The sequence below is a fragment of the Wandonia sp. genome, from assembly GCF_984588085.1.
This window is the reverse complement of sequence record NZ_CFIGVI010000020.1, coordinates 1-20,890: the sequence shown is the minus strand read 5'-3', so window position 1 is coordinate 20,890 and position 20,890 is coordinate 1. Positions and strand designations below refer to the sequence as shown.

At 40.6% G+C, this 20,890-nt stretch carries 20 protein-coding genes; 13 read left to right on the top strand and 7 right to left on the bottom strand.

The genetic code is table 11. The annotated features are described in order from the left end of the window. The first annotated feature begins 3 nt into the window (after positions 1–3). From AC4PL9_RS09295 to AC4PL9_RS09285, 3 genes are read left to right on the top strand one after another with little or no spacing between them, the layout of a single operon-like run. Positions 4–1,269 (top strand): hypothetical protein, encoded by a 1,266-nt coding sequence (locus tag AC4PL9_RS09295; RefSeq protein ID WP_491604477.1) that lies wholly within the window; start codon positions 4–6, stop codon positions 1,267–1,269. Continuing rightward, complete coding sequence (locus AC4PL9_RS09290; RefSeq protein WP_491604476.1) at positions 1,262–2,467, top strand: FAD-dependent oxidoreductase; 1,206 nt, start codon at positions 1,262–1,264, stop codon at positions 2,465–2,467. The genes AC4PL9_RS09295 and AC4PL9_RS09290 overlap by 8 nt, the downstream gene beginning before the upstream one ends. Continuing rightward, positions 2,451–3,863, top strand: coding sequence for a class I adenylate-forming enzyme family protein (locus tag AC4PL9_RS09285; protein WP_491604475.1), 1,413 nt, complete (start codon positions 2,451–2,453; stop codon positions 3,861–3,863). The genes AC4PL9_RS09290 and AC4PL9_RS09285 overlap by 17 nt, the downstream gene beginning before the upstream one ends. A gap of 6 nt (positions 3,864–3,869) precedes the next feature. Here the strand turns inward: AC4PL9_RS09285 and AC4PL9_RS09280 are convergent, their stop codons facing one another. Then, a complete protein-coding gene (locus AC4PL9_RS09280) occupies positions 3,870–4,382 on the bottom strand; it encodes a DUF2480 family protein (protein WP_491604474.1) in 513 nt (170 codons plus the stop codon). A gap of 60 nt (positions 4,383–4,442) precedes the next feature. Here AC4PL9_RS09280 and AC4PL9_RS09275 point away from each other — a divergent pair, with 60 nt between their 5' ends. Next, positions 4,443–4,871, top strand: coding sequence for a lipocalin-like domain-containing protein (locus AC4PL9_RS09275; protein ID WP_491604473.1), 429 nt, complete (start codon positions 4,443–4,445; stop codon positions 4,869–4,871). Positions 4,872–4,936: 65 nt separating this feature from the next. Then, complete coding sequence (locus tag AC4PL9_RS09270) at positions 4,937–5,674, top strand: TlyA family RNA methyltransferase (protein ID WP_491604472.1); 738 nt, start codon at positions 4,937–4,939, stop codon at positions 5,672–5,674. Here the strand turns inward: AC4PL9_RS09270 and recJ are convergent. Further along, positions 5,671–7,416 carry a single-stranded-DNA-specific exonuclease RecJ gene (recJ, locus tag AC4PL9_RS09265; RefSeq protein ID WP_491604471.1) on the bottom strand — a complete coding sequence of 582 codons (1,746 nt, stop codon included), beginning with the start codon at positions 7,414–7,416 and terminating at the stop codon, positions 5,671–5,673. The genes AC4PL9_RS09270 and recJ overlap by 4 nt on opposite strands. 26 nt (positions 7,417–7,442) lie before the next feature. On the opposite strand from recJ, the gene AC4PL9_RS09260 reads away from it, so the two are divergent. From AC4PL9_RS09260 to AC4PL9_RS09240, 5 genes are all read left to right on the top strand, one after another. After that, positions 7,443–8,117, top strand: coding sequence for a hypothetical protein (locus tag AC4PL9_RS09260; protein WP_491604470.1), 675 nt, complete (start codon positions 7,443–7,445; stop codon positions 8,115–8,117). Between the two features lie 129 nt (positions 8,118–8,246). After that, positions 8,247–9,203: a hypothetical protein gene (locus AC4PL9_RS09255; RefSeq protein ID WP_491604469.1), complete on the top strand. Its 957-nt coding sequence runs from the start codon at positions 8,247–8,249 to the stop codon at positions 9,201–9,203. Positions 9,204–9,217: 14 nt separating this feature from the next. After that, positions 9,218–10,426 carry a hypothetical protein gene (locus AC4PL9_RS09250; RefSeq protein WP_491604468.1) on the top strand — a complete coding sequence of 403 codons (1,209 nt, stop codon included), beginning with the start codon at positions 9,218–9,220 and terminating at the stop codon, positions 10,424–10,426. Between the two features lie 75 nt (positions 10,427–10,501). Next, positions 10,502–12,997 carry a DUF5686 and carboxypeptidase-like regulatory domain-containing protein gene (locus AC4PL9_RS09245; protein WP_491604467.1) on the top strand — a complete coding sequence of 832 codons (2,496 nt, stop codon included), beginning with the start codon at positions 10,502–10,504 and terminating at the stop codon, positions 12,995–12,997. 30 nt (positions 12,998–13,027) lie between these two features. Beyond that, positions 13,028–13,771, top strand: a complete 744-nt coding sequence (locus AC4PL9_RS09240) for a hypothetical protein (RefSeq protein ID WP_491604466.1) — start codon at positions 13,028–13,030, stop codon at positions 13,769–13,771. Between the two features lie 4 nt (positions 13,772–13,775). On the opposite strand, the gene AC4PL9_RS09235 is transcribed toward AC4PL9_RS09240, so the two are convergent. After that, the gene (locus AC4PL9_RS09235) at positions 13,776–14,126 is read right to left on the bottom strand and encodes a helix-turn-helix domain-containing protein (protein WP_491604465.1); all 351 of its coding nucleotides are present in this window, start codon (positions 14,124–14,126) and stop codon (positions 13,776–13,778) included. A 164-nt stretch (positions 14,127–14,290) separates the two neighbouring features. Between AC4PL9_RS09235 and AC4PL9_RS09230 the strand changes: the two genes are divergently transcribed. After that, positions 14,291–15,004 carry a VIT1/CCC1 transporter family protein gene (locus AC4PL9_RS09230; protein WP_491604464.1) on the top strand — a complete coding sequence of 238 codons (714 nt, stop codon included), beginning with the start codon at positions 14,291–14,293 and terminating at the stop codon, positions 15,002–15,004. 13 nt (positions 15,005–15,017) lie between these two features. Here AC4PL9_RS09230 and AC4PL9_RS09225 read toward each other — a convergent pair whose 3' ends face one another. Then, a complete protein-coding gene (locus AC4PL9_RS09225) occupies positions 15,018–15,428 on the bottom strand; it encodes an OsmC family protein (protein WP_491604463.1) in 411 nt (136 codons plus the stop codon). A gap of 46 nt (positions 15,429–15,474) precedes the next feature. Then, positions 15,475–16,455: an aspartate-semialdehyde dehydrogenase gene (locus tag AC4PL9_RS09220; protein WP_491604462.1), complete on the bottom strand. Its 981-nt coding sequence runs from the start codon at positions 16,453–16,455 to the stop codon at positions 15,475–15,477. Positions 16,456–16,515: 60 nt separating this feature from the next. On the opposite strand from AC4PL9_RS09220, the gene AC4PL9_RS09215 reads away from it, so the two are divergent. Together AC4PL9_RS09215 and AC4PL9_RS09210 are read left to right on the top strand one after the other, a co-directional pair. Beyond that, positions 16,516–19,104, top strand: coding sequence for a lamin tail domain-containing protein (locus AC4PL9_RS09215; RefSeq protein ID WP_491604461.1), 2,589 nt, complete (start codon positions 16,516–16,518; stop codon positions 19,102–19,104). Positions 19,105–19,173: 69 nt separating this feature from the next. Continuing rightward, positions 19,174–19,668 (top strand): hypothetical protein, encoded by a 495-nt coding sequence (locus AC4PL9_RS09210; protein WP_491604460.1) that lies wholly within the window; start codon positions 19,174–19,176, stop codon positions 19,666–19,668. Between the two features lie 48 nt (positions 19,669–19,716). Here the strand turns inward: AC4PL9_RS09210 and AC4PL9_RS09205 are convergent, their stop codons facing one another. Both AC4PL9_RS09205 and AC4PL9_RS09200 read right to left on the bottom strand, forming a co-directional pair. After that, positions 19,717–20,064, bottom strand: coding sequence for a Rieske (2Fe-2S) protein (locus AC4PL9_RS09205; RefSeq protein ID WP_491604459.1), 348 nt, complete (start codon positions 20,062–20,064; stop codon positions 19,717–19,719). A gap of 9 nt (positions 20,065–20,073) precedes the next feature. Then, a partial coding sequence (locus AC4PL9_RS09200) for an SCO family protein (protein ID WP_491604458.1) occupies positions 20,074–20,890 on the bottom strand: 817 nt, incomplete at its 5' end.

Here is a 20,890-nt window from a genome sequence, read left to right as displayed (position 1 = left end):
CCGATGACTTTTGATAGAATTCCGTTAACTGGTCTGGATCATTTCTTCCTCGCTCTAGAAAAACATAATGAGCGATTGAATACGGTTGGAAGTACATGCCGGTATTTCTTTGAATTAGAGGGGGGATTGACCGTCGGAGAGCTTAAATCATTGCTGTGTCAACATCCTTTATCTGCCCGTTTAAGTGGAGTTCGATTAAAGAAACGTTCTGTAATAAGCGGTAGTTTTTGGGAAGTAGGAGATCAATCAGAAATCAGGATTCAGGAGATTATATCCGAAGAAAAGATCCCGCAGGAAATTCTGGAGTACACGGTTGATAGTAATGCCAATGCCCCTTATTTTTGCTTTTTTCTGATACAGCGGCCTAATGAACGTACAACTGTTGTGTTTGTATGGCATCATCTGCTTATGGATGGGTATGGTGCTGTTTTATACATGAAAAGTCTGAATGAAGGAAACTCTGAGTTTTTTTTTAAAGGGAAAAACAAAGAGAAAGTTGTGTTTTCTGATGCTAGATACGCAAAGAAATTTGTCAGTAAGACATCGTGTCCGGAGTTAACACCTGTTTTTTCCGGGGAAGTTAATCCGGATACTGTTCCGGCTGTAAGAGTCATTGATTTTTCAGAAGAGTCATCTGAAAAAATCCAGATAAATTCGGTACAAAACGGAGCTAAATTCGGACAGAGTACATTTTTTCTGGCGGCTTGTGGAATAGCTGTAAAGAGAATGATACTGGCGAGAGGAGGAAAAGTTGATAATTTTTGGGTTCCCGTACCACAGGATCAAAGAAAAAAACTAGCAAAAGGACCGGTTCTTTCCAATCACCTTTCATTATTATTTTATCGACTGGAAAATAGTAAAATGGAAGGTGGTTTAAGACAACTTACAACGGACCTTACAGCTCAGATGAAAAATCAGATTAAGTACCGGATACCGGATAAGTATAACGCATTGATGCATTATTTGCGAGTAGTACCAAAAAGTGTGTACTATCGTTTTATAAAAGGTCCGCATGGCGGAGCCATTTCAAGTTTTCTTTTTACTGTAGCTCCTGAACATCCGGATGAACTTTCACAATTATTTGGCAGAAATGTAATCGATGCAATGAACCTCCCTCCGCTTACCTTCCCTCCGGGATTAACTTTTGCCTTTGCAAAGTTTCAGACAAAAACACGTATCTTCGTTTTGTATTCGAAAGACGCTTTGAGTGAATCAGAGATTGATAATCTGGAAGATACATTGAAGGTATTGTTGGAGAAAGGTGAATAAGAAAAGACATATTCTGGTTGTTGGAAGTGGAGTTTCGGGCTATGCGGCGGCAGTTGCGGCGGCAGAATCCGGGGGTGCTGTGACAGTTGTTGATAAGGCCTGCTATCCGGGAGGACAATGTACACATGTCAACGTGGGAACTATTTGTGGTCTTTTTATAAAAGACGAACTGATAGAACACCCTTTCCTTACGGATTTTTATAAATCATATTGTGATTTTGATGAGCAGGCAAAAGTAATTAATCACGCAGGCTATCCTGTCCTTTCATACGATTGGAAACGTCTGTCAGACTATTTTTCCCGAAAGCTGACGGAAAATAAGGTAGAAATTCTTTCTTCCGCACAGATCACCGGGATACAAACTTCAGGAGACAGGATAACAGAAGTGCTTGTCGAAAAAGATGAGAAAGAGTTCTGTTTAGCAGTTGATGCAGTTATTGACTGTACAGGAAAAGCAGTAGTAACTGAATTTTTGGGTACAGAAACGATTTGTTCTGATAATTATCAGGCTCCGGCTTATATTTTTGAACTATCAGGAGTTTCAGCGAATAGCGAATTTCAATTGCAGATGACCCTGAGTCGATTTGCTGTTAAAATGGATTTCCCTTCTCTTTATGTGGTACCGGGGTCTTTCAAAGCAGGAAAGGTAATGCTTAAGCTTGCACTGAAAGTTGCCGGAACCGATGATGAAAACCAGAAAGAACAGTTACTGGTGGATACACAGAAGTTCGTTCAGGAAAAACTCTTACCTGAATTAAAAGAACAAACGGAAGCATTTGGAAAGGCTACAATTAGTGTTCTTTTCCCTGAAATGGGGTGGAGGACAGGAAAACGCCCCAAAGGAAAAAAGATACTTACAGAAAATGATTTGACAGGAAGTTCAAAATCTTCTGATTTTGTTGCTGTTGGTGCATGGCCAATGGAAGAATGGAAGGCGGACGGGCAGGTAGAAATAAAAACTTTAGCGGGTGTGTGCTATGGTATCCCGGCGGGATGCCTCCGACACAATACCTTTGATAATTTATTCATGGCGGGTAAGAATATCTCCGCTGATGAACGGGCTATCTCTAGTGCCCGGGTTACAGGAACCTGCCTCCAGACCGGTTTTGCTGCGGGAAAGATGGCTGGGGCAGATAGCGTAACGGATTTGGACAGTGTGATTAAAAAACTGTATCAAACAATTGAACACTACTTTTAGCACATATCATCTTTTGCGGGAAAGTGCCCGGAAGTTTTCTGATCGGATAGCCATAACGGATGAATCCGGTCATCTTACCTATGCCGAATTACTTTGGGAAGTTGACCAGCTGGCAACAGAGTTACAGAAGTACTCGGAAGACAAAATCCTGCGTTTAGGGATTGGTTATGCCAATGACAGAAACTTTTTGATTGCATTGTTTGCCGGGGTTAAGGCTGGCTATATTGTTATGCCGGTATTTCATGAGCTTACTTCCTCCGAAATTTCAGCACATCTCAGGGAAAATAAGATCGCTCATTTTTTGAATCAGGAGAAAGGGGTCAAGCTTTGTAATGCGGCATTCCGCCTTGAGATTATCCACAATCGACCCGATGAGGAAGTTCTTGCCTTATGCCCAGACCCTGCGTTTATTCGTCCGACTTCTGGAACAACAGGAAAAGCCAAGGGGGTGTTGATGAGTCACAGTGGGGTAAAAGAGCGGATTACTGCTGCCAATACAGTATTAAATATCGACGAAAACAGTGTGATTATCTGGGTCTTGCCAATGGCTTTTCATTTCGTTGTTTCATTAGTATTGTATGTGGCTAAAGGAGCAAGAGTTGTTGTGGCTGGAGGACTGGATGGAAAGCATCTTGCTGGGGTAATTGAAAAACACAAAGGAACCCTATTGTATTCTTCTCCATTACATATTCGTCTTCTCAGTACGCTAAAAGAACCGATAGATCTTAGTTCTTTACAGCATGTAATTTCTACCACCACAGCTGTTTCTTCTACCGTGTGTCATACGTTTTACAAGAAATATGGAATAGCAGTGAGTCAGGCATACGGAATAATTGAAGTCGGTCTGCCGTTGATTAATACTTTGTATAATATTGAAGAGCCGGATGATGTAGGTTCTGCTCTTCCGGATTACGAAGTTGCTGTATTTGATGATGTAGGAAATCAGCTTTCGGATGGAGCAATTGGTAATCTGGGGATAAAAGGTGTTGGAATGTTTGCAGGCTATCTGAATCCATTGACAAAACGGGAAAGGGTTTTACAAAATGGTTTTTTTATGACCGGAGATATTGCGAAGATAAAGAGCAACGGTAATGTCCGTATATTAGGGAGGAAGAAGTCAGTGATCAATGTTGGCGGAAATAAAGTGTTCCCGCAGGAAGTGGAATTTACCCTTGAAAAGTATCCGGGGGTTCTAAGGGCGAGGGTTTACGCAGATCAGCACCCATTGGTTGGAGAAATTGTTGCTGCAGAGTTGGTTCCCGAAGGTGAAGCCCTGTTAGTTGTAGAAGATATTATTAGTTATTGTCGAAAATATCTCGTTCCGTTTAAGCTTCCTCAGCGTATCCGAATCGTAGAAGAAGTCGAAATGACAGCTTCGGGAAAAATCAAACGTTGATTTAATTTATGCTTTTCGGGGTTTCTTAAATACCGGAACTGTAGAACAAGGTTCTCCATACATAAGAGCCTTTACAACAGGACGTAAGCGAACTGTTAGTTGTAAAAAGAGTGCTTCGGGGTCCGGAATTTCAGCGCAGCCTTTAATAACAACCCGGGCATCTGTATAATCTTCTATATGTAACGCATTGATTCCGTCTTCTATGAATCCTTTCTGAGCCTGAGTTGTATCTCCAAAATAAACAAACGGAGTATATTCAGCCAAAGCCGAAGCAACTAGCATATAAGCCCAGGTAGGAATAATCGCATCTGTCGAACAAAAAACAGCGACAACTTTATGCTCATAACTACTCCAGTTATGCTCTTTTATGAAGCTTCGAAAGTCCTTCTCGCGGAGTACTAATTCATTCCATAGATTGTCTTTTAAATCAATTTCAACAACCTCTCCCTTAGGTAAGAAGCTGGTCAGATCCAGTGTAATTATTCCACTTTTTTGTACTCTGTTTACAATTTCTTCCATGATTATTTCTCTACGATTCAAAATTCCTTATCTTAGCCACAAAATTAACACTTTTAACGGATGAAATTAATTAATGTTTTTGTTGTAAGTGCCTTAGCTTTGGTTATGGTAGCTTGCGGGGGGTCTGCTAAAGACAATTTGGTTGGAAAATGGCAAGTTACGGGAGTAGACATGTCATCAATGATGGAAAGTATTCCTGAAGAGCAAAAAGAATTTATGGAAGCTATGCTACCAATGATGGAAGAAGCAATGAAGTCTATGACAATGGAGTTCGCTGCAGACGGAAAAGTTACTCAGAAGTCATCAATGATGGGGCAGGAGAAAGAGGAAGAAGGAAGCTGGAAACTTTCTGACGATTCTAAAAAACTTACAATTACAACTAATGGAAACGAAGAAAGCATGGATATTACTGAGCTTTCTGCAAGCAAAATGGTTGTGAAAATTTCCGAAGAAGAGGGAGAGATCTCTTTGACAATGGAAAAGAAGTAAATAGAACTTTAGTACAGAAAGCTCGCTTGTAAAGGCGAGCTTTTTTGTTTTGTAAAGAGGAGTATATGGAGGAAGAGCGAATTGATAAAATCCTGATGCAAAGGAACCTTGTTTCTTCAAGGCAGCGGGCAGAGGAAGTTATAAAACAGTATGGCGTACGTGTAAATGGGAAGTTACTGTTTAAACCCGGCAAAAAAGTGCCTTTTGATGCAGAGGTAGAAATGATGGCGGAAGAACTTCCCTGGGTGTCAAGAGGTGCGTTGAAACTACAGAAAGCTTTGGAATTATGGCCAGTGAAAGTTGAAGGGATAACTGCGATGGATATCGGGGCTTCAACAGGAGGGTTCACAGAAGTACTGCTTTCTGAAAAGGCGGACAAAGTGTTTTGTGTAGATGTTGGGACGGGGCAGTTGGTAGACAAGATAGCTAAAGATTCCAGAGTAGTAAATTTGGAACAAACCCATGTCCGGGATCTTACGGATCAGGAAATAACCGATTCTTGTGACCTTTGTGTAATTGATGTTTCTTTTATCTCGCTCAAAAAGGTTTTTTCGCACATTACCCGCTTCCTAAAACCTCAGTCTTCTGTGATAGCTTTAGTGAAACCTCAATTCGAAGTAGGGAAAGCACACGTGGGTAAAAATGGAGTTGTACGCGACAAGCGTTTGTACACTGTTGTGATCAATGAAATCATAGAGGAAGCCAATTCTAATGGATTAACCTATAAAGCACATGCGGAATCCCCCATTCTGGGAGGAGAGGGGAACCGCGAATTTCTTATGTGGCTGGTTAAAGAGAACTAATCAAGACTGCTATATGTACGGATATCTTTGATATTGAGTTGCAATGTTGTTTTGTTGTTCCATGTATTTTCTTCTAACGTGAAAAGAAGGGTTACAGCTTCTCCTTCGGCTATCTCGTTTAGTTTATACCCCAGATTAAAACCGATGGCATCCAGAGCAAAGGGAATGTGTGGAGAGCGCAAACGGGTTTTCAGGTGATTATCTCCTACAATACGAGTATAAGCGGGATCCATAAAAATATCCTCTGCCATAAAAACAGGTTTCATATTTCCCGGTCCGTAGGGTTCAAACTGATCCAGGATTCGTTTGACTTTTGGGATGGAATAATAAGATTCTCCCGGTGAAAAGATATGATCCAGAGATAGGGGCAGATCAATTACCTGTTCGGCAATTTTCATTTCGTCACTCAGATGGGTTGCTACTACCTGATCAAATTTTTTTCTGAATGCTTCAATTTGTTCTGTTTGAATAGTCAGCCCGGCAGCGTATTTATGTCCGCCAAACTGGATAAGATGTTCCGAACAGTTTTCCAGCGCTTCGTACACATTGAATCCGGATACGGACCGGACAGATCCCGCAGCAACACCATTTGATTTGGTCAGTACTACAGTTGGGCGATAATACGTTTCGATCAGCCGGGAGGCTACAATTCCAATTACACCTTTATGCCAGTCTTCTCCGTAGACAACGGTCGAACTCATCGATCCATACTCCTTATCAGCGGCCAGTTGCTCGAGGATTTCTTCTGTGATTGATCGATCGAGTTCTTTCCTTATACTGTTATCTTCCTCAATTTGAAGGGCTAGTTGATGGGTTAATTTTTCATTTTCAGAAATCAAAAGTTCAACAGCATGCTTCCCGGACTGTATTCTTCCTGCTGCGTTAATACGCGGAGCAATGACAAAGACAATATTTGTGAACGAGAGTGGGATTTCCTTTCCGGCATGTTTGAGCAGAGCAGCGATTCCTTTGCGGAGTGGCTGTTCATTCAATTGTTTTAACCCGTGAAAAGCAATGATTCTGTTTTCACCGGTTACGGGAACAATATCAGCAGCAATGGAAATAGCATTGAGATCCAGAAAATGATACAATTCTTCCTGCGGCAATGCCAGTTTTTCCAATAATCCCTGAATGAGCTTAAAACCAATTCCACATCCTGTTAACTCCTTATAGGGATAAGCACAATCAGCTTGTTTTTGATCAAGGATAATGGCGTTGGGTAAAATCTCACCGGGAGTATGGTGATCACAAATGATCACATCCAGTCCCCTTTCGCGGGCGTAGGCAATCTTTTCTACCGCTTTGATTCCACAATCCAGAGCGATGAATAAACCACAATTATTTTCTAGCGCATAGTCAATTCCCTGAATGGAGATACCATATCCTTCATTATATCTGTCGGGAATGTAAAAATCAGCGTTGAATCCATGCTTTCTGAAGAAAATGACTAGTTGAGCGACAGCAGTAGTTCCATCGACATCATAATCACCGAAAACAAGAATTTTTTCTTTAGTATTTAATGCGAGAATCAGACGCTCTACAGCTTCGGACATCCCTTTCATCAGAAAAGGATCATGCAAATCTTTTAAATCAGGTCTGAAGAATGATTTGGCTTCGTTAAACGAAGCAATTCCCCGCTGAAGAAGCAGTGTTGAAATAATTTCCGGTATTTTTAGTTCTTCCTGAAGCTGTTTTACAACAGTATGTTCAGGCAAGTCTTTGACAAGCCATCTTTTTTGCATAATTTCGGTTTTAAAGTAAGTTAGGAATGCCAAAATTACAAAAAATTATATTGCTTCTGATGACCATTTGTGTTTCCTATGTTGGTTCGGGACAGGTGGTGAATTATGATTTTGTGCAACCGGTACCACCAGAATATGGAAATATTCTTTCAATCCCTCCCAAGCTGTATGGAAATTACAGAGATACGAGTGGTAATCAGGAAATCACAGTAAAAGCACGTGGAATTTATATTTCGTCAAATATTTACGGATCGGTTTCACGGGAAGAAATAAGGGAAAGCAGTAAATATGAGGTGAGGAATGACCATATCTTCGGAATAAACGAATACGATTCATTACCCTGTACCCTCGAAGGAGAAAACTACTATTTTGGTTTGAGAAAGACAACGGAACTGTTTAGTTTTAATGGAGTAAATACGTTAAGAAAACAAAACATAGACCGATTGGATAATAACTATATACTTTGTTTTTCTGAAAATGGATACTGGTTGCCGATGTTACTGAACTTTACGGATAACAAGTTGATTATCTGTAATCCATCGTTTGACGATGTTGAAAATGCTTTTGATGTAATCACCGATAAATTTAGAGAGGAAAAAGAAGGCGTAACACGCATTCATTTACATCCGGGTGGAGAAGAATGGGAAAAGGTAGATTTGTCTTTGTATTTTTCACACCCAACGGTGTATCTCAGAGAGTAATATTCTACTACTATGACAAAAATAGTCAGCCTTTTTTGTGTTACAGTGTTTTTGTTAGCCTGTAAAAAAATTCAACCGGATGTGCCCGAGACGTTATCTCCTGCTGATTGTAATCAAGAACTTATAAGTATGACAGAGATTGCGGGATATGGTATTCTGGAAAAATTGCCCGGGATTTGGCAGGGGCCGGTATATTCGCCTACTCCGTTAGGTAGTTTTCCGGAATGGATTGTCGATTTACGCCCTGTTTCCGGAGCTCAGGTCTCTTCGAAGAATGAACTGGATTCACTCAACGACATTTTTATGTCCTTTTTTGTTGCGAAACAGGATTGTGGATATAAAATTGCTTTCCGTAACGGAGGTGGTTTTGCCGGGATGGTTCGCAATTCTTATATGATAGCGGATAGTGTATACGAGAATGCCGGATTTGGTTTTTACCGTTTCACAGATGTTGTTTCAGGTGGCAACAGAGTTTATACTGATATCCATTTCGAAGGAGATAGCCTGAAAATGTTTACGTATACCAATCAGTACAATTCATTACCACAACCTGTATTACATATGCAATGGCTGGCGGAGAGAAAAGATGTAACTGCTGCCGCAGATGCGATTAATCATTTTAACTACCCGCAAAAAGAACTGGTTAAAGATTTTTCAACGACATTTGACGGACTTACGGAAGCAATATTTTATTCAAATGAGGCAGATCCGTACCCGGAATCCGAACAACCGTATCTGGGAGAAAGTCAGGTGTCAGTCTCTATTAGTAATCCTTCTGATCCGGATCCTGCGAAGAAGGTATTGATTTTGATTACGACAGAGCCATTATTTAACGGGTTTACATTTTTACAGGCAAATTTGAAGTATCGTTCGCGTTATGTGTTGGTAGGATCAGGGACAGAGACAGGATATTTGTTTAATTACATGCACCCCGGAAATTATTACGTAAACGTGATCTATGATGAGAACGGAGATCAGGCATTCTCTTCCGGAGATTATATGAATTCGACATTTGATGTGCCGTTACAGTTAGCCCCTTCGGGAAGTACTGCTATAAATGTTACCGTTAACTTTCAAATTCCCTGATAGAGAATAACCGGATGGATAAACGACTGTCAGCTTGTATTATTTACGTATTGCTTTGTGTAGGCATTCTTCTGGTCATGGACTTAGGTGGATGGATAGACCTGTTCTCCGAAAGTTCATTTCTCAATTGGGATGCAGAACATTACCATTGGATTCGAAACAAAGGGTATGAAGGTTTTAGAGTTGCCTTTTTCCCTCTTTTTCCATTTGTATGGAAACTGATTCCAATAGGAGCAATAGGTATTTCTGTTTTGAATGGGGGGGTATTTCTTGTTTCTTTCTATTTTTTAATCAGGCAATTGGGAAGTTCATGGAAAGAGGTGATATTATATCTCTCCATACCCGGGTGCATCTTTTTTTTCTTACCGTATTCAGAAGCTTTGTTCTTTCTTTGTTCAACACTCATTTTGATTGGATTGAGAAAAAACAAAATGAAGTGGGTGTATATCGGATTATTGTTCGCTACCATCTCGCGTCCGGCTTTCACTATTTTTATCCCGGCTCTGTTAATTGTTGAAATGTTGTCCGGCGACCAAAAAGGAAGCTTACAGCGTATAGCAATGTACCTGTTATCAACTGCCCTGGGTATTATACTGGTCGGACTCTTTCAATTTATGGATACGGGTGAATGGTTTACGTTTTTCAGTGTTCAAAGTGGATGGGGTAATGCCTTGCGCCTGCCTGAGTTCCCATTGACATCCTGGGCAGGAGGCTTTGTTGTCCGTTTAGATGGTGCTGCTTTTTTAATCGGGAGTACAGCCGGACTTGTTCTGCTTGCTAATATCTTGAAGGTAGGTAAGACAGGAAAAGAGAAGTTGTCCAGAGAATTGGTCTTTTCGCTTGCCTACCTGGGAGGGATTACGCTGTCGGTATTATTGTTTAGAGGAGGAAGTCTTTTCAGTTTGAATCGTTTTATATTTGCCACACCTTTTATCCTTGTTGCCTTGCATTTCTGGCTCACTTCTACTGTTGAGATACGAATGAAACAGCTTTGGGTGGCTTTTGTAGTCATTTTCCTGTTTTGGTTATTTTTTGCTTCCTATGTTCATATACAGGTATTGGTAAAATTCTTGTTCTTAAGTTTTTACCTCTGGCTTATACTTTTGGTTAAATCGGATAAGAAATGGTTGAGAGAACCGGCTTTTTTTATCCTGATTCTTTTCAATAGTGTGTTTCAGATGATCCTTTTTTACCGTTTTATGAATAATGAATGGGTAGGATAATGAAGCGCCCTGAAGTATACATATTATGAAAACCCGTACATTTAGTTATTTGTTTTGTACTCCTCAGGCTCGAAAATGAAAATTGGAATCTGGATCATACTGATAATGACGCTGAACACTGTTCTTGTCTTCGGACAAGAGACAACTGTTTCTGGAAAAGTTATTGATTCGGATACAAAAGACCCCCTGGGTTTTGCTCAGGTCGTGTTGGTCAATGCCGGGGTAGGTGCAACGACGAAAATTGATGGCTCTTTTACATTTTCCTTTCCATTGTCTGTAATTCAGGAGGACTCACTGATTGTTACGTATATGGGGTATCACCATAAAAAAGTGGCATTTGACCGGGGAAGAGCACAGGAAATTATAATCGAACTGGAATCCAAGACACTTAGTCTGGGAGAAGTAGTTGTAGGGCCGGGGCAGAATCCTGCCTGGAAAGTACTGGACAGAGTAATTGCGAATAAGCGGAGTAACAATCCTGATTTTTTCCCTACATATACTTATGAAGAATACAGTAAGATAAGGTTTGACCTGAATCATTTTTCTGATAAAATCAAAAAGAATTTTCTTTTTCGTCCGTTTGATTTTATCTGGGAAAATGTAGACACGACTGACGAAGGGGTGCGTTTTCTTCCGGTATTGTTGGTTGAAAAAGCACTGTCACATTATGTGCGTTCTGAACCTGCCGCAAAAAAAAGTGTGGTACAGGGGGTGAACATGACCGGACTCAAGGGACCCAGAATTTTGGAGTTTGCGGAAGACTTACAAGTAACACCTAATATTTATGAAAACACAATTGTCGTGCTGGATAAAGGATTTATCAGTCCGATTAATGATCAGTATAAATCCCATTACGAGTACTATCTGATTGACAGTGCAAAGTTTTCCGAAAGAAAAGCGTATCAGGTTGCTTTTAAACCAAAGAATTATCTGGACTTAGCATTTATGGGAAGTATGTGGATAGATTCTGCAGATGCTGCAATTCGTGAAGTCAATTTGCGATTTGATATTCAGGCAAATGTCAATTTCGTCAGGAGTTATATGGTGAGGCAGACTTACTCTCCTGTGGATGCTAAATACTGGCTGCCGGATACGGCTTCTGTGCTTGCTGATTTCACTGTGTTGGAAAATCAGGCAGACCTGACCGGTTTCTTTGGTAGGAAAACATCTGTTTATCATAAGTATGCTGTCGATACAATGGTAGCAAAGACGGTTTTTTCCGGGTTGGAAGAGGTTGAGTACACAGATGATGCAGAGTCTCTTACGGAAGAGCAGTGGGAGGCCTTACGAAAAGGCGAGATGACAGAACAGGAAGATAACCTTTTCGGTATGATGGAAACATTGGAGAAAGATCCAAAATACCAATTCAGAAAGAACCTGATTGTTTCTGTCTTTTCAGGATATATTCCCCTAAAAAATGTACTTGAAATAGGTGATTTTTATACGTTTTACAACTACAATCAGGTAGAATATGGCAGGTTTAAATTCGGTTTGCGAACACATGAAGATCTTTCGGATCATTTTTTTGCGTCTGCATACACCGCGTATGGTCTCCGTGATGCCAAATGGAAGTACGGGGGAGATTTGCGGGTTTCTTTTGGGGAAAATCAGGGAAAGCGAATGCATATTGGGGCAGATTATTCATACGATATTCAACAGCTTGGAAGAAGTGAGAATCAGATTCGTATAGATCATTTATTTTCCTCAATTATGCAGGTGGGTCAGGGTAGCAGCAGGCAGTATGTAAGTGACTTTTCTGCATACGTGGAGAAAAATTGGGCAACGGGTTTTGTAACGCGACTAGGTTATTTTCATCAAACATATACTCCGACATTGGACAATCAGTATATCAGACTTACTGATTCGGGGTTGGACACGGTAGCTAATTACCGGGCATCGGGGCTGAGCCTTACATTCAAGTTCCGTTACCTGGAGGATGAGGTAAAAGCAGTATTCACTGAACGAAGAGTGATGCAGATTCCGTTCTTACGATTTCCTGAAGTTGCAGTCGATTTCCGTTTCGCTGATAAAAAGAGGCTAGGGTCGCAGTTCGACTTTCAGAAGATACGATTGCAATTACAACAGAAGGTTCGGGCGGGTAAAGCAGGTTATTTTCACTATCTGATTGCCGGAGGGAAAACATTCGGGAATGTTCCGTTTCCCTTTTTGGATATCCCGTACGGAAATCAATTGATTCTTAATGACGACAGAGCCTTTAACCTGATGCAGTTTATGGAGTATGCCACAGATCAATATGTAGAATTTAATGTACAACATCATTTCGAGGGGATGATTATGAACCGGATACCATTGATTAAAAAATTGAAATGGAGAAGTTTTGTCTTTGCCAAAGGATACCTGGGATCTTTATCGGATAAAAATAATGAAGGAAAGTATCTTTTCCCGCAAGGAATGTCTGCTTTGTCTAATCATCAGTATTACGAAGTTGGTTTTGGGTTTGAGAACATCTTTAAATTTGCCCGGATGGACTTTAGCTGGCGGTTAACCGATATTACTAAGCCCGGGACGTATTATTTTATTGTGAAACCGTCCTTTGTCTTTACTTTTTAGCGCGTACAAATTTTGTACCTTTAGTGTGATATGAAGTATTGGATGGTCGTATTGCTGGTCTGTTGTCAATCTGTTTTTTCGCAGACGATACAGGAAAGGTTTTATAATTCCGGAGAGTTAGCTGTGCGTGAAACAACAACAGAGTCTTACAGGCAATACGGATCTTCTGCAAGAGAAGAGAAGGTAGAAGTGTTCAGTAAGGAGGGAAATCTTGTCTTCTCAGGAAACAGAAGGTATACCGGAGGATATGCAATGGTCCGGTTGACTTTTTATGACAATGGTGGTGTAGAGCGTATTGAGAATGAGTATAACTCCGAGGGAAGGCATGTAAAAGACATGATTCTATTGGATCGCAATGGAAATCGGATAACTTCTCAACCCGGTTCTACTACAGTAATCGATACAATCGGAGGATATGCTTTTCCCAAAAGACCTTCATTAAAGGCAATCAAATCGCATGGTTTAGGAGAAAAACAATTGATACGTATCTGGTGGGAAAACGGAAGTGTGGACACACTAATAATCAGAACTCAGCAGAAAACTGATTCGGAAAATGCATGGAAAATGTACACCCTAAAACCAGAGGCTAAAGTAGAGATAGGCACCTTTCATCGGGAAAGCCTTTTAGACCATCCTGCTGAAAGATATATTTTTGAAATATGGTATGGTAAGGATTCTACATTCCAAAAAGTAGAAACAGGTGAGGTAGGAATCACTCTGCTGCAGACAGGTCGCGAAACAACGTATCTGTACTACTGGACAGGAAGTAAGTAAAGGTTTACCTTTCTTCTCCCATTTTTTCTAAAACAGCGTTGTATTTTTCAAGGAGGATAAGGTATTTGTTCTTCCAGTATTCTACAGATTGTTCGTTTGGACCGTAAACCCCTTTGTTATCAGAGGATATGTTGTTGTTGTCAGGTGAAATATAGAAACCTCCTTGTGGTAAAATCTCTGAGAAATCATAATGGATGATTCTTCCAATCTCAAGTACAGTTTCAATTGGAACCTGCGGATTCTCAAATACATTGTAAATATGCCTTCTGCTCTTACCCATACGTTTCGCCAACTTAGTTATTGAATAACCACTTTCGCGAACCGCTTTTTCCACTGTTTCCCCTCTGTGTATCATACTACGCAAGTATATGTAGCAATTCGGGAAACAAAATCATCATTTTTTACACAATTATGTAAAATAAAGTTAAGCTTCTATGAAGTAAAGATGTATTCATTTAAAAAACAGTAAATTCATGGCATACGAACAAATTATCTGCATACAATAGAAAGAGGCTGATTATGAATAATACGGAAGACGGTCTGGATACCTATCTGGACAATCATTACATTAACCGAAGTAACTGGTTGAGAGCTGCGGTACTGGGAGCAAATGATGGTATAATATCAACAGCAAGTTTGGCAATTGGAGTTGCAGCGGCCAGTGATATACGTGAACCGGTTGTTCTTGCAACACTTGCCGGACTGGTTGCCGGTGCCTTGTCAATGGCAGCCGGGGAATACGTTTCCGTTAGTTCTCAAACAGACATTGAAAAAGCAGATATTCAACGCGAAAAGGAAGAGCTTAAAGAAATGCCTGAACTGGAGATGCAGCGTTTGGCAGAAATCTATGAGAGTCGCGGATTAAAAAAGGAGACTGCACTTCAGGTAGCAAGGGAACTTACGGAACATGACGCACTTGGGGCGCATGTACGTGATGAATTAGGAATTAATGAAATCAGTCAGGCTAATCCCATTCAGGCGGCAATAGCTTCCGGAGCGGCATTCACTGTCGGAGGCATCATGCCATTACTGGTTACTCTTTTTCTTCCGGTAAAAGGGATGGAATATTTTCTGTACGGATTTGCTATCTTCTTCCTGATTATTTTGGGTGCAATGGCGGCCAAAACAGGAGGATCAGGAATTGGAAAAGCTATCGTACGCATTACCTTTTGGGGAACAGTTGCGATGGGACTTACTGCCCTTGTCGGATACCTGTTCGGAGTGAAAGTATAATAAAGGACAAACTTTAGAGAAGTTCGGCAGTTAACGTGATATCAAAACTGAATGCTCCGCTAACCGGACAGTTTTCCTTTGCACCTTTTGCTATTTCCTGAAATTCTTTTTCACCGATTCCGGGTACTTTGGCCTTTAGATGTAGCGCAGATAGTTTAATCTTGCCTTCTTCTAAAGTAATAATGGATTCTGTTTCCAGTTCGTCCGGAGTATACCCTGCTTCCGTCAGATCCAGACTGAGCTTCATTGTGAAACATCCTGCATGCGCTGCGGCAAGTAATTCTTCCGGATTTGTTCCCGTTCCTTCGGCAAAACGACTGTTAAAAGAATAGGAAGTCTTACTAAGCACTTTACTTTGTGTTGTAAGATGTCCTTTTCCTTCTTTAATCGTACCGTTCCAAACAGCTGTTGCTTTTCTTTTCATAATTTTCCCTTTTCACTATACTACGAAAAAAGGAGTAGAAAAACAATTATTTATGAAGTAATGTTTCAGCAATCTGTACGGCATTTGTAGCGGCTCCCTTTCGAAGGTTGTCCGCAACAATCCAGAGGTTAACCGTTCCCGGTTGGGATGCATCCAATCGGATTCGCCCGACAAAAACATCATCCTTGTCCTGAGCGTATGCAGGCATAGGATAGGTTAATGTATCCGGATTGTCTTTTAGCGTAATTCCCGGAGTTTCGGAAAGAATTTTCCGGATTTCAGTGACACTGATATCCTTGTCTTCAAATTCAATATTTACGGCTTCTGAATGTCCGCCAACTACAGGAACTCGTACGGCTGTTGCTGTCACATTTATGGCAGGATCAAGAATTTTTTTGGTTTCCCGGGTGAGTTTCATTTCCTCTTTTGTATAACCATTCTCTTCAAAAACATCACAGTGTGGAATACAGTTCTTGTCAATTTGATAAGGATAAGCCATTTCTCCCTGTTCTTCGTTGCGTTCATTTTCCAACTGGCGCATCGCTTTTACCCCTGTTCCGGTAACCGATTGATAGGTAGATACAACAACGCGTTTAATACCATATCGTTTATGAAGTGGTGCAAGAACCATTACAAGCTGAATCGTAGAACAATTTGGGTTGGCAATGATTTTATCCTGATCAGAAAGTAAATCTCCGTTAACCTCAGGTACAATTAATTTCTTTTCGGGGTCCATTCGCCAGGCAGAGCTGTTGTCAATTACAACCGTTCCGTTTTCGGCAAACTTTGGTGCCCATTCCAGAGAAGTTGCTCCACCCGCCGAGAAAATAGCGTAATCAGGGTTACAATCGACAGCAGTTTGAAGACTAACAACCGGATATTCTTTGTTTTTAAAAGAAACGGTTTTTCCGACGGACTTCTCTGATGCAACAGGAATTAATTCAGTTACGGGGAAATTTCGTTCTGCTAATACCCTAAGCATCACATTTCCAACCATACCCGTTGCGCCAACTACTGCAACTTTCATAACGCGATCAAATTTTTTAATTCCTACAAAAATAGTATATTTCAGTATTAAACCGAGGCTATGTTAAAATATCTACACGTTGTTATTTTCCTTTTACTTATTCCCTGTTTTTATGGACAATTTGCAGATGATTTCACAGACGGAGATTTTACATCCGGTAATCTTTGGGCCGGAGATGATGCGAAATTCATCGTAAACGGAGCAGGAGAGTTACAGTTGTCAGCACCTACTGAAACCGGTGATGCTTATTTAGCGACTCCTTGTGCGGCCATTGAAAATGCCGAGTGGGAATTTTTTGTGAGAATGGATTTCAATCCGTCATCTTCCAATTATACACAGATTTTTCTGGTGTCTGATTCAGATGATTTGAGAAATGATCTGAATGGTTACTTTGTGTATATAGGTGGAACTACGGATGAAATTTCATTATACAGGCAGACAGGAAATACCCGAACAAAGATTATTCAGGGAGTAGCGGGTTCAGTTAATACTAGCCCGGTAAATGCGCGAATTCGTGTAACAAGAGATGTTGCGGGTAATTGGGAACTGTTTCGTGACACTTCATTGACAGGTGTGTTCGTGTCGGAAGGGAGTGTATTTGATGATGCACATCTCTACTCTTCTTTCTTTGGTGTCTATTGTGATTATACCGCAACTCGTTCAGAGCATTTTTACTTTGATGACTTTGTTGTAACGGGTCAACCATATACGGATTTGATAGCTCCGGAGTTCATTTCGCTTACAGTAACTTCTCCAAATACGATCGATTTACTCTTTAACGAAGCATTAGATGAAACTTCGGCAGAAAGTAATGCGAGCTATGCAGTTAATAATGGGGTAGGTTCTCCGGTTTCAATTGAGTTAGATGTTGGAAACAGTGCTTTGATTCACCTTACTTTTGCTACTGATTTTACTGATGGAGCGACGCATGAATTAGCTGTCTCCGGGATTGCAGATCCTTCCGGGAATGTTATGGCACCGTTCGCTGAAGAGTTTTTCTTTTACATAGCGAACAATCCGTTGTGGGGAGATGTCCGGATTAATGAAGTAATGGCAGATGAATCGCCTTCGGTTGGGCAGCCTTTGACAGAATACGTTGAGTTATTAAATACAACTGCTAAGACGTTCGATCTGACAGGATGGAAAATTTGTAATGACAATTCCTGTGGGACGATTCAATCTGTTTTGCTTTTACCACATAGTTATCTGCTCGTTACCCCAACGGGAGCACTCGATTCGTTTCCGGGCAAACCGATTAGTAATGCAACTTCATTTCCCGGATTAAAAAACAGTGCCGATGAAATTTTTCTTTGGGATGCAACAGAGACCATATTGATTGATAATATGGCTTATTCTTTAGCCACTTATCAGGATATGGAAAAGAGTGATGGCGGGTATTCGCTTGAGTTGATTAATCCTTTGTTACCTTGTTCGGGAAGCACTAACTGGACAGCTTCTGCAAGTGTTTCGGGAGGAACCCCCGGCGAACAAAACTCTGTATATACAACTACTCCGGACAGTACACCGCCTGCCATTGAAAGTGCATTTACAGAATCAGAGAATAAGGTGCGGATAACATTTACAGAATTGATGGACTCAGTCGATTTAGTAAATCTGGGGTTGACTATTACTCCTGCTGTTTCATTGGATTCAATTGAAGTAGAGCAGCGGTACTCTTACAGTATGGATCTTTATTTTTCAGAGCTACTACAGCCTAGCGTAACTTACTTACTGGAGCTTATCACCGTTGAAGATTGTTCTGGTAATATCGCCGATCTTTCGACTGTATTTATACTTCCTTCTCTTCCGAATGAGGGTGACGTGGTAATTAATGAGATTCTTTTTAATCCGTTGACAGGAGGGGCTGACTATGTAGAGTTATTGAACGCATCTGATAAAACCTTTGACCTGAAGTACTGGCAGATGGCAAACTATACGGATACAATTTCAGGGTTTAAAACCATCTCAGAGGAACCTTTCCTTTTTTCGCCCGGTCAGTATCTCGTTTTGACAAAGGATTCACTACAGGTAAAACAAGCTTATCCCACACATGGTTTTGGAACATTCGTTTATTGTGATTTACCTGCCTATTCAAATGGCGAAGGAAGTGTAATACTTCTGGATGAGGTAGGTGAAACTATAGATCGGGTGGATTACCGGGAGGACTGGCATTTCAGATTACTGGATGATAAAAAAGGGAAATCGTTGGAACGAATCAGTAGTACAGGAAAATCAAATGATGCTTCGAATTGGCAGACGGCATCAGAAACAATTGGTTTTGGGACACCAGGGTTAAAAAATTCACAAAACTTTGAGGCGAATGCGGACGGGAGCTTTTCCATAGAACCTAGAGTTTTCTCTCCCGATAATGATGGATTTGAAGATTTTGCAGTACTCGTATATGACTTGCCGGAGCCGGGGATGGTCGGTTCTATTCATATGTATGATGAGAATGGACGAAAAGTGAGAACATTGGTAAACAATCATTACTTTGATCAACGGGGAGAGTTGAAGTGGGATGGTTTGAATGACGATGAACAGAAGTGTCCCACGGGAAGATATATTGTCGTATTTGAAGTCTATTCTCCAACGGGAACAGCACAGAATATCTCAGCAAGAAAAGTCGTTGTAGTTGCATCCCGGCTTTAAATTTGTTATTTTTGAAGCAGGCTTCCGAACCAAACTACTCAGATTTTTGTTAGATAAAAAAGTAAAAGTATGAAAATTAGAAATTTGAGTTTAACAGTTGTTATTGCATTGGCTTTTTCGTTTGTTTCTTATGCACAGCCATATAAAACGGCAATCGGAGTAAGATTAGGATTTCCTAATAGTGTCAACTTTACTTTAAAGCATAACTTGGGATCTGCGTGGGCAATTGAATTGAATGCAGGGGCGGGTTGGAGATCTGCTGCAATTGATTTTGCTGGAATGTATCATTTCGATATTCCGAAACCATCCGGAATGAGATGGTATTTGGGTGCTGCTGCTGATGTTGGTGTTTTCTATAGTAGAGGGACGAATCATCCGGTTTCAGGATATAAGCATGGTTATTTTTCAACGGGGGTAAGTATCTTCGGAGGTTTGGAATACACATTCCCGAATATTCCATTGAATCTGGCGTTTGATTTAGGACCCCGTTTACCGATTGTTCCATGGAGTGTCTACCCGGATTATGCAAGGGTCGGTCTGACAGCGCGTTATACGTTTAAGTAATAGTAAATATTTGTATAAAAATCCCGGGTATTTTACTTCGGGATTTTTTTATTCTCCGAACCAGCTAAAGTACGTACGTTCCAGGAAAAAACCTTCTTCTGTTTCAAGCAGCGGGTAAGTTTCAAGGTACAACCCATGACCTCTTCCATTTTCCAGATTGAATTGATACTTATGCCAGGGACAGATAACAGATCCTTCCCGAATCGTACATCCATTAAGGGGTTTATTTTGATGCGGACATTTATTGCGAAAAGCATAAACAGAAGAACCGGAACGTACAAACAAAACCTCCCCGAATCCCAAACGAATGACTAATTCTCCATCCTGTGCAAATGATGCAATAAAAGATTGTCGGGAATCACTTAGTTTGTATCGTTTGGTTTTATCGGAAAACATACTGAGGAGTTATTCGTCCAGTAGAATTTTAATATCCCGAATAAGATGATCGACTTCTTCAGAAGATGTTCCGTCGTAATATCCACGGATGCGGCGTTTTTTGTCAACAAGAACAAAGTTGTTGGTATGAATAAAATCACTTTCTCCGTCACCTACATCCTCAGCCTCAGTTGGTTTTAGGACAAAGTAAGACTTTCTGGCTAATTCATATAAATGCTCTTTGTCTCCGGTCAGTAGATGCCATTTTCCTTTACGAACACCTTTTTCCTCAGCGTAGCGCAACATCTGCTCCACTGTATCTACTTCAGGCCATACCGTGTGGCTGAGAATTATAACATCAGGATTATTGAGAAAAGCACCCTGTACACGAGTCATCTGTGCTGTCATTTTAGGACAGATAGAGCCGCAGGTAGTGAAAAAATAATCAGCTACAAATATTTTCTCTTTGATATCTGCTTGGGTGATGGTCTCTCCATACTGATTGGTAAAAGAAAAATCACCGATGGTATGACCATATCCTTTTCGTAAAAGCGTACTGTCGACAAGACTTTTTTCAATGATATCAATTGGGTTGTAAACTTTTAGAACGTGTTCTTGTTTTTTTGCCTGATCGAGGTTCATTTTGTAAGCAATTCCGAGGGCTACGGCAAAAATTACAGCGAAGATCCAAACGACTTTTTTCATAACAAATCCGTTTTTTACAAAGGTAAGGAAAATAAGCGTTGAGGGGAGAAAAACCGGAAATCTATGATGTAGAGAGGAGGTGTTGTTGAAGTCTGTTTTGCAGATTAGCAGTCTCTCCGATGCAGAACCGATTAAGTTTTTG

Coding starts and splice junctions, on each gene's coding strand:
- AC4PL9_RS09270 (WP_491604472.1), top strand. CDS start 4,937: ATGGAGGAAGAGCGAATTGATAAAATCCTGATGCAAAGGAACCTTGTT.
- AC4PL9_RS09280 (WP_491604474.1), bottom strand. CDS start 4,382: ATGGAAGAAATTGTAAACAGAGTACAAAAAAGTGGAATAATTACACTG.
- AC4PL9_RS09225 (WP_491604463.1), bottom strand. CDS start 15,428: ATGAAAAGAAAAGCAACAGCTGTTTGGAACGGTACGATTAAAGAAGGA.
- AC4PL9_RS09205 (WP_491604459.1), bottom strand. CDS start 20,064: ATGTTTTCCGATAAAACCAAACGATACAAACTAAGTGATTCCCGACAA.
- AC4PL9_RS09215 (WP_491604461.1), top strand. CDS start 16,516: ATGTTAAAATATCTACACGTTGTTATTTTCCTTTTACTTATTCCCTGT.
- AC4PL9_RS09255 (WP_491604469.1), top strand. CDS start 8,247: ATGACAGAGATTGCGGGATATGGTATTCTGGAAAAATTGCCCGGGATT.
- AC4PL9_RS09240 (WP_491604466.1), top strand. CDS start 13,028: ATGAAGTATTGGATGGTCGTATTGCTGGTCTGTTGTCAATCTGTTTTT.
- AC4PL9_RS09235 (WP_491604465.1), bottom strand. CDS start 14,126: ATGATACACAGAGGGGAAACAGTGGAAAAAGCGGTTCGCGAAAGTGGT.
- AC4PL9_RS09250 (WP_491604468.1), top strand. CDS start 9,218: ATGGATAAACGACTGTCAGCTTGTATTATTTACGTATTGCTTTGTGTA.
- AC4PL9_RS09230 (WP_491604464.1), top strand. CDS start 14,291: ATGAATAATACGGAAGACGGTCTGGATACCTATCTGGACAATCATTAC.
- AC4PL9_RS09260 (WP_491604470.1), top strand. CDS start 7,443: ATGCCAAAATTACAAAAAATTATATTGCTTCTGATGACCATTTGTGTT.
- AC4PL9_RS09245 (WP_491604467.1), top strand. CDS start 10,502: ATGAAAATTGGAATCTGGATCATACTGATAATGACGCTGAACACTGTT.
- AC4PL9_RS09220 (WP_491604462.1), bottom strand. CDS start 16,455: ATGAAAGTTGCAGTAGTTGGCGCAACGGGTATGGTTGGAAATGTGATG.
- AC4PL9_RS09275 (WP_491604473.1), top strand. CDS start 4,443: ATGAAATTAATTAATGTTTTTGTTGTAAGTGCCTTAGCTTTGGTTATG.
- AC4PL9_RS09210 (WP_491604460.1), top strand. CDS start 19,174: ATGAAAATTAGAAATTTGAGTTTAACAGTTGTTATTGCATTGGCTTTT.
- recJ (WP_491604471.1), bottom strand. CDS start 7,416: ATGCAAAAAAGATGGCTTGTCAAAGACTTGCCTGAACATACTGTTGTA.
- AC4PL9_RS09295 (WP_491604477.1), top strand. CDS start 4: ATGACTTTTGATAGAATTCCGTTAACTGGTCTGGATCATTTCTTCCTC.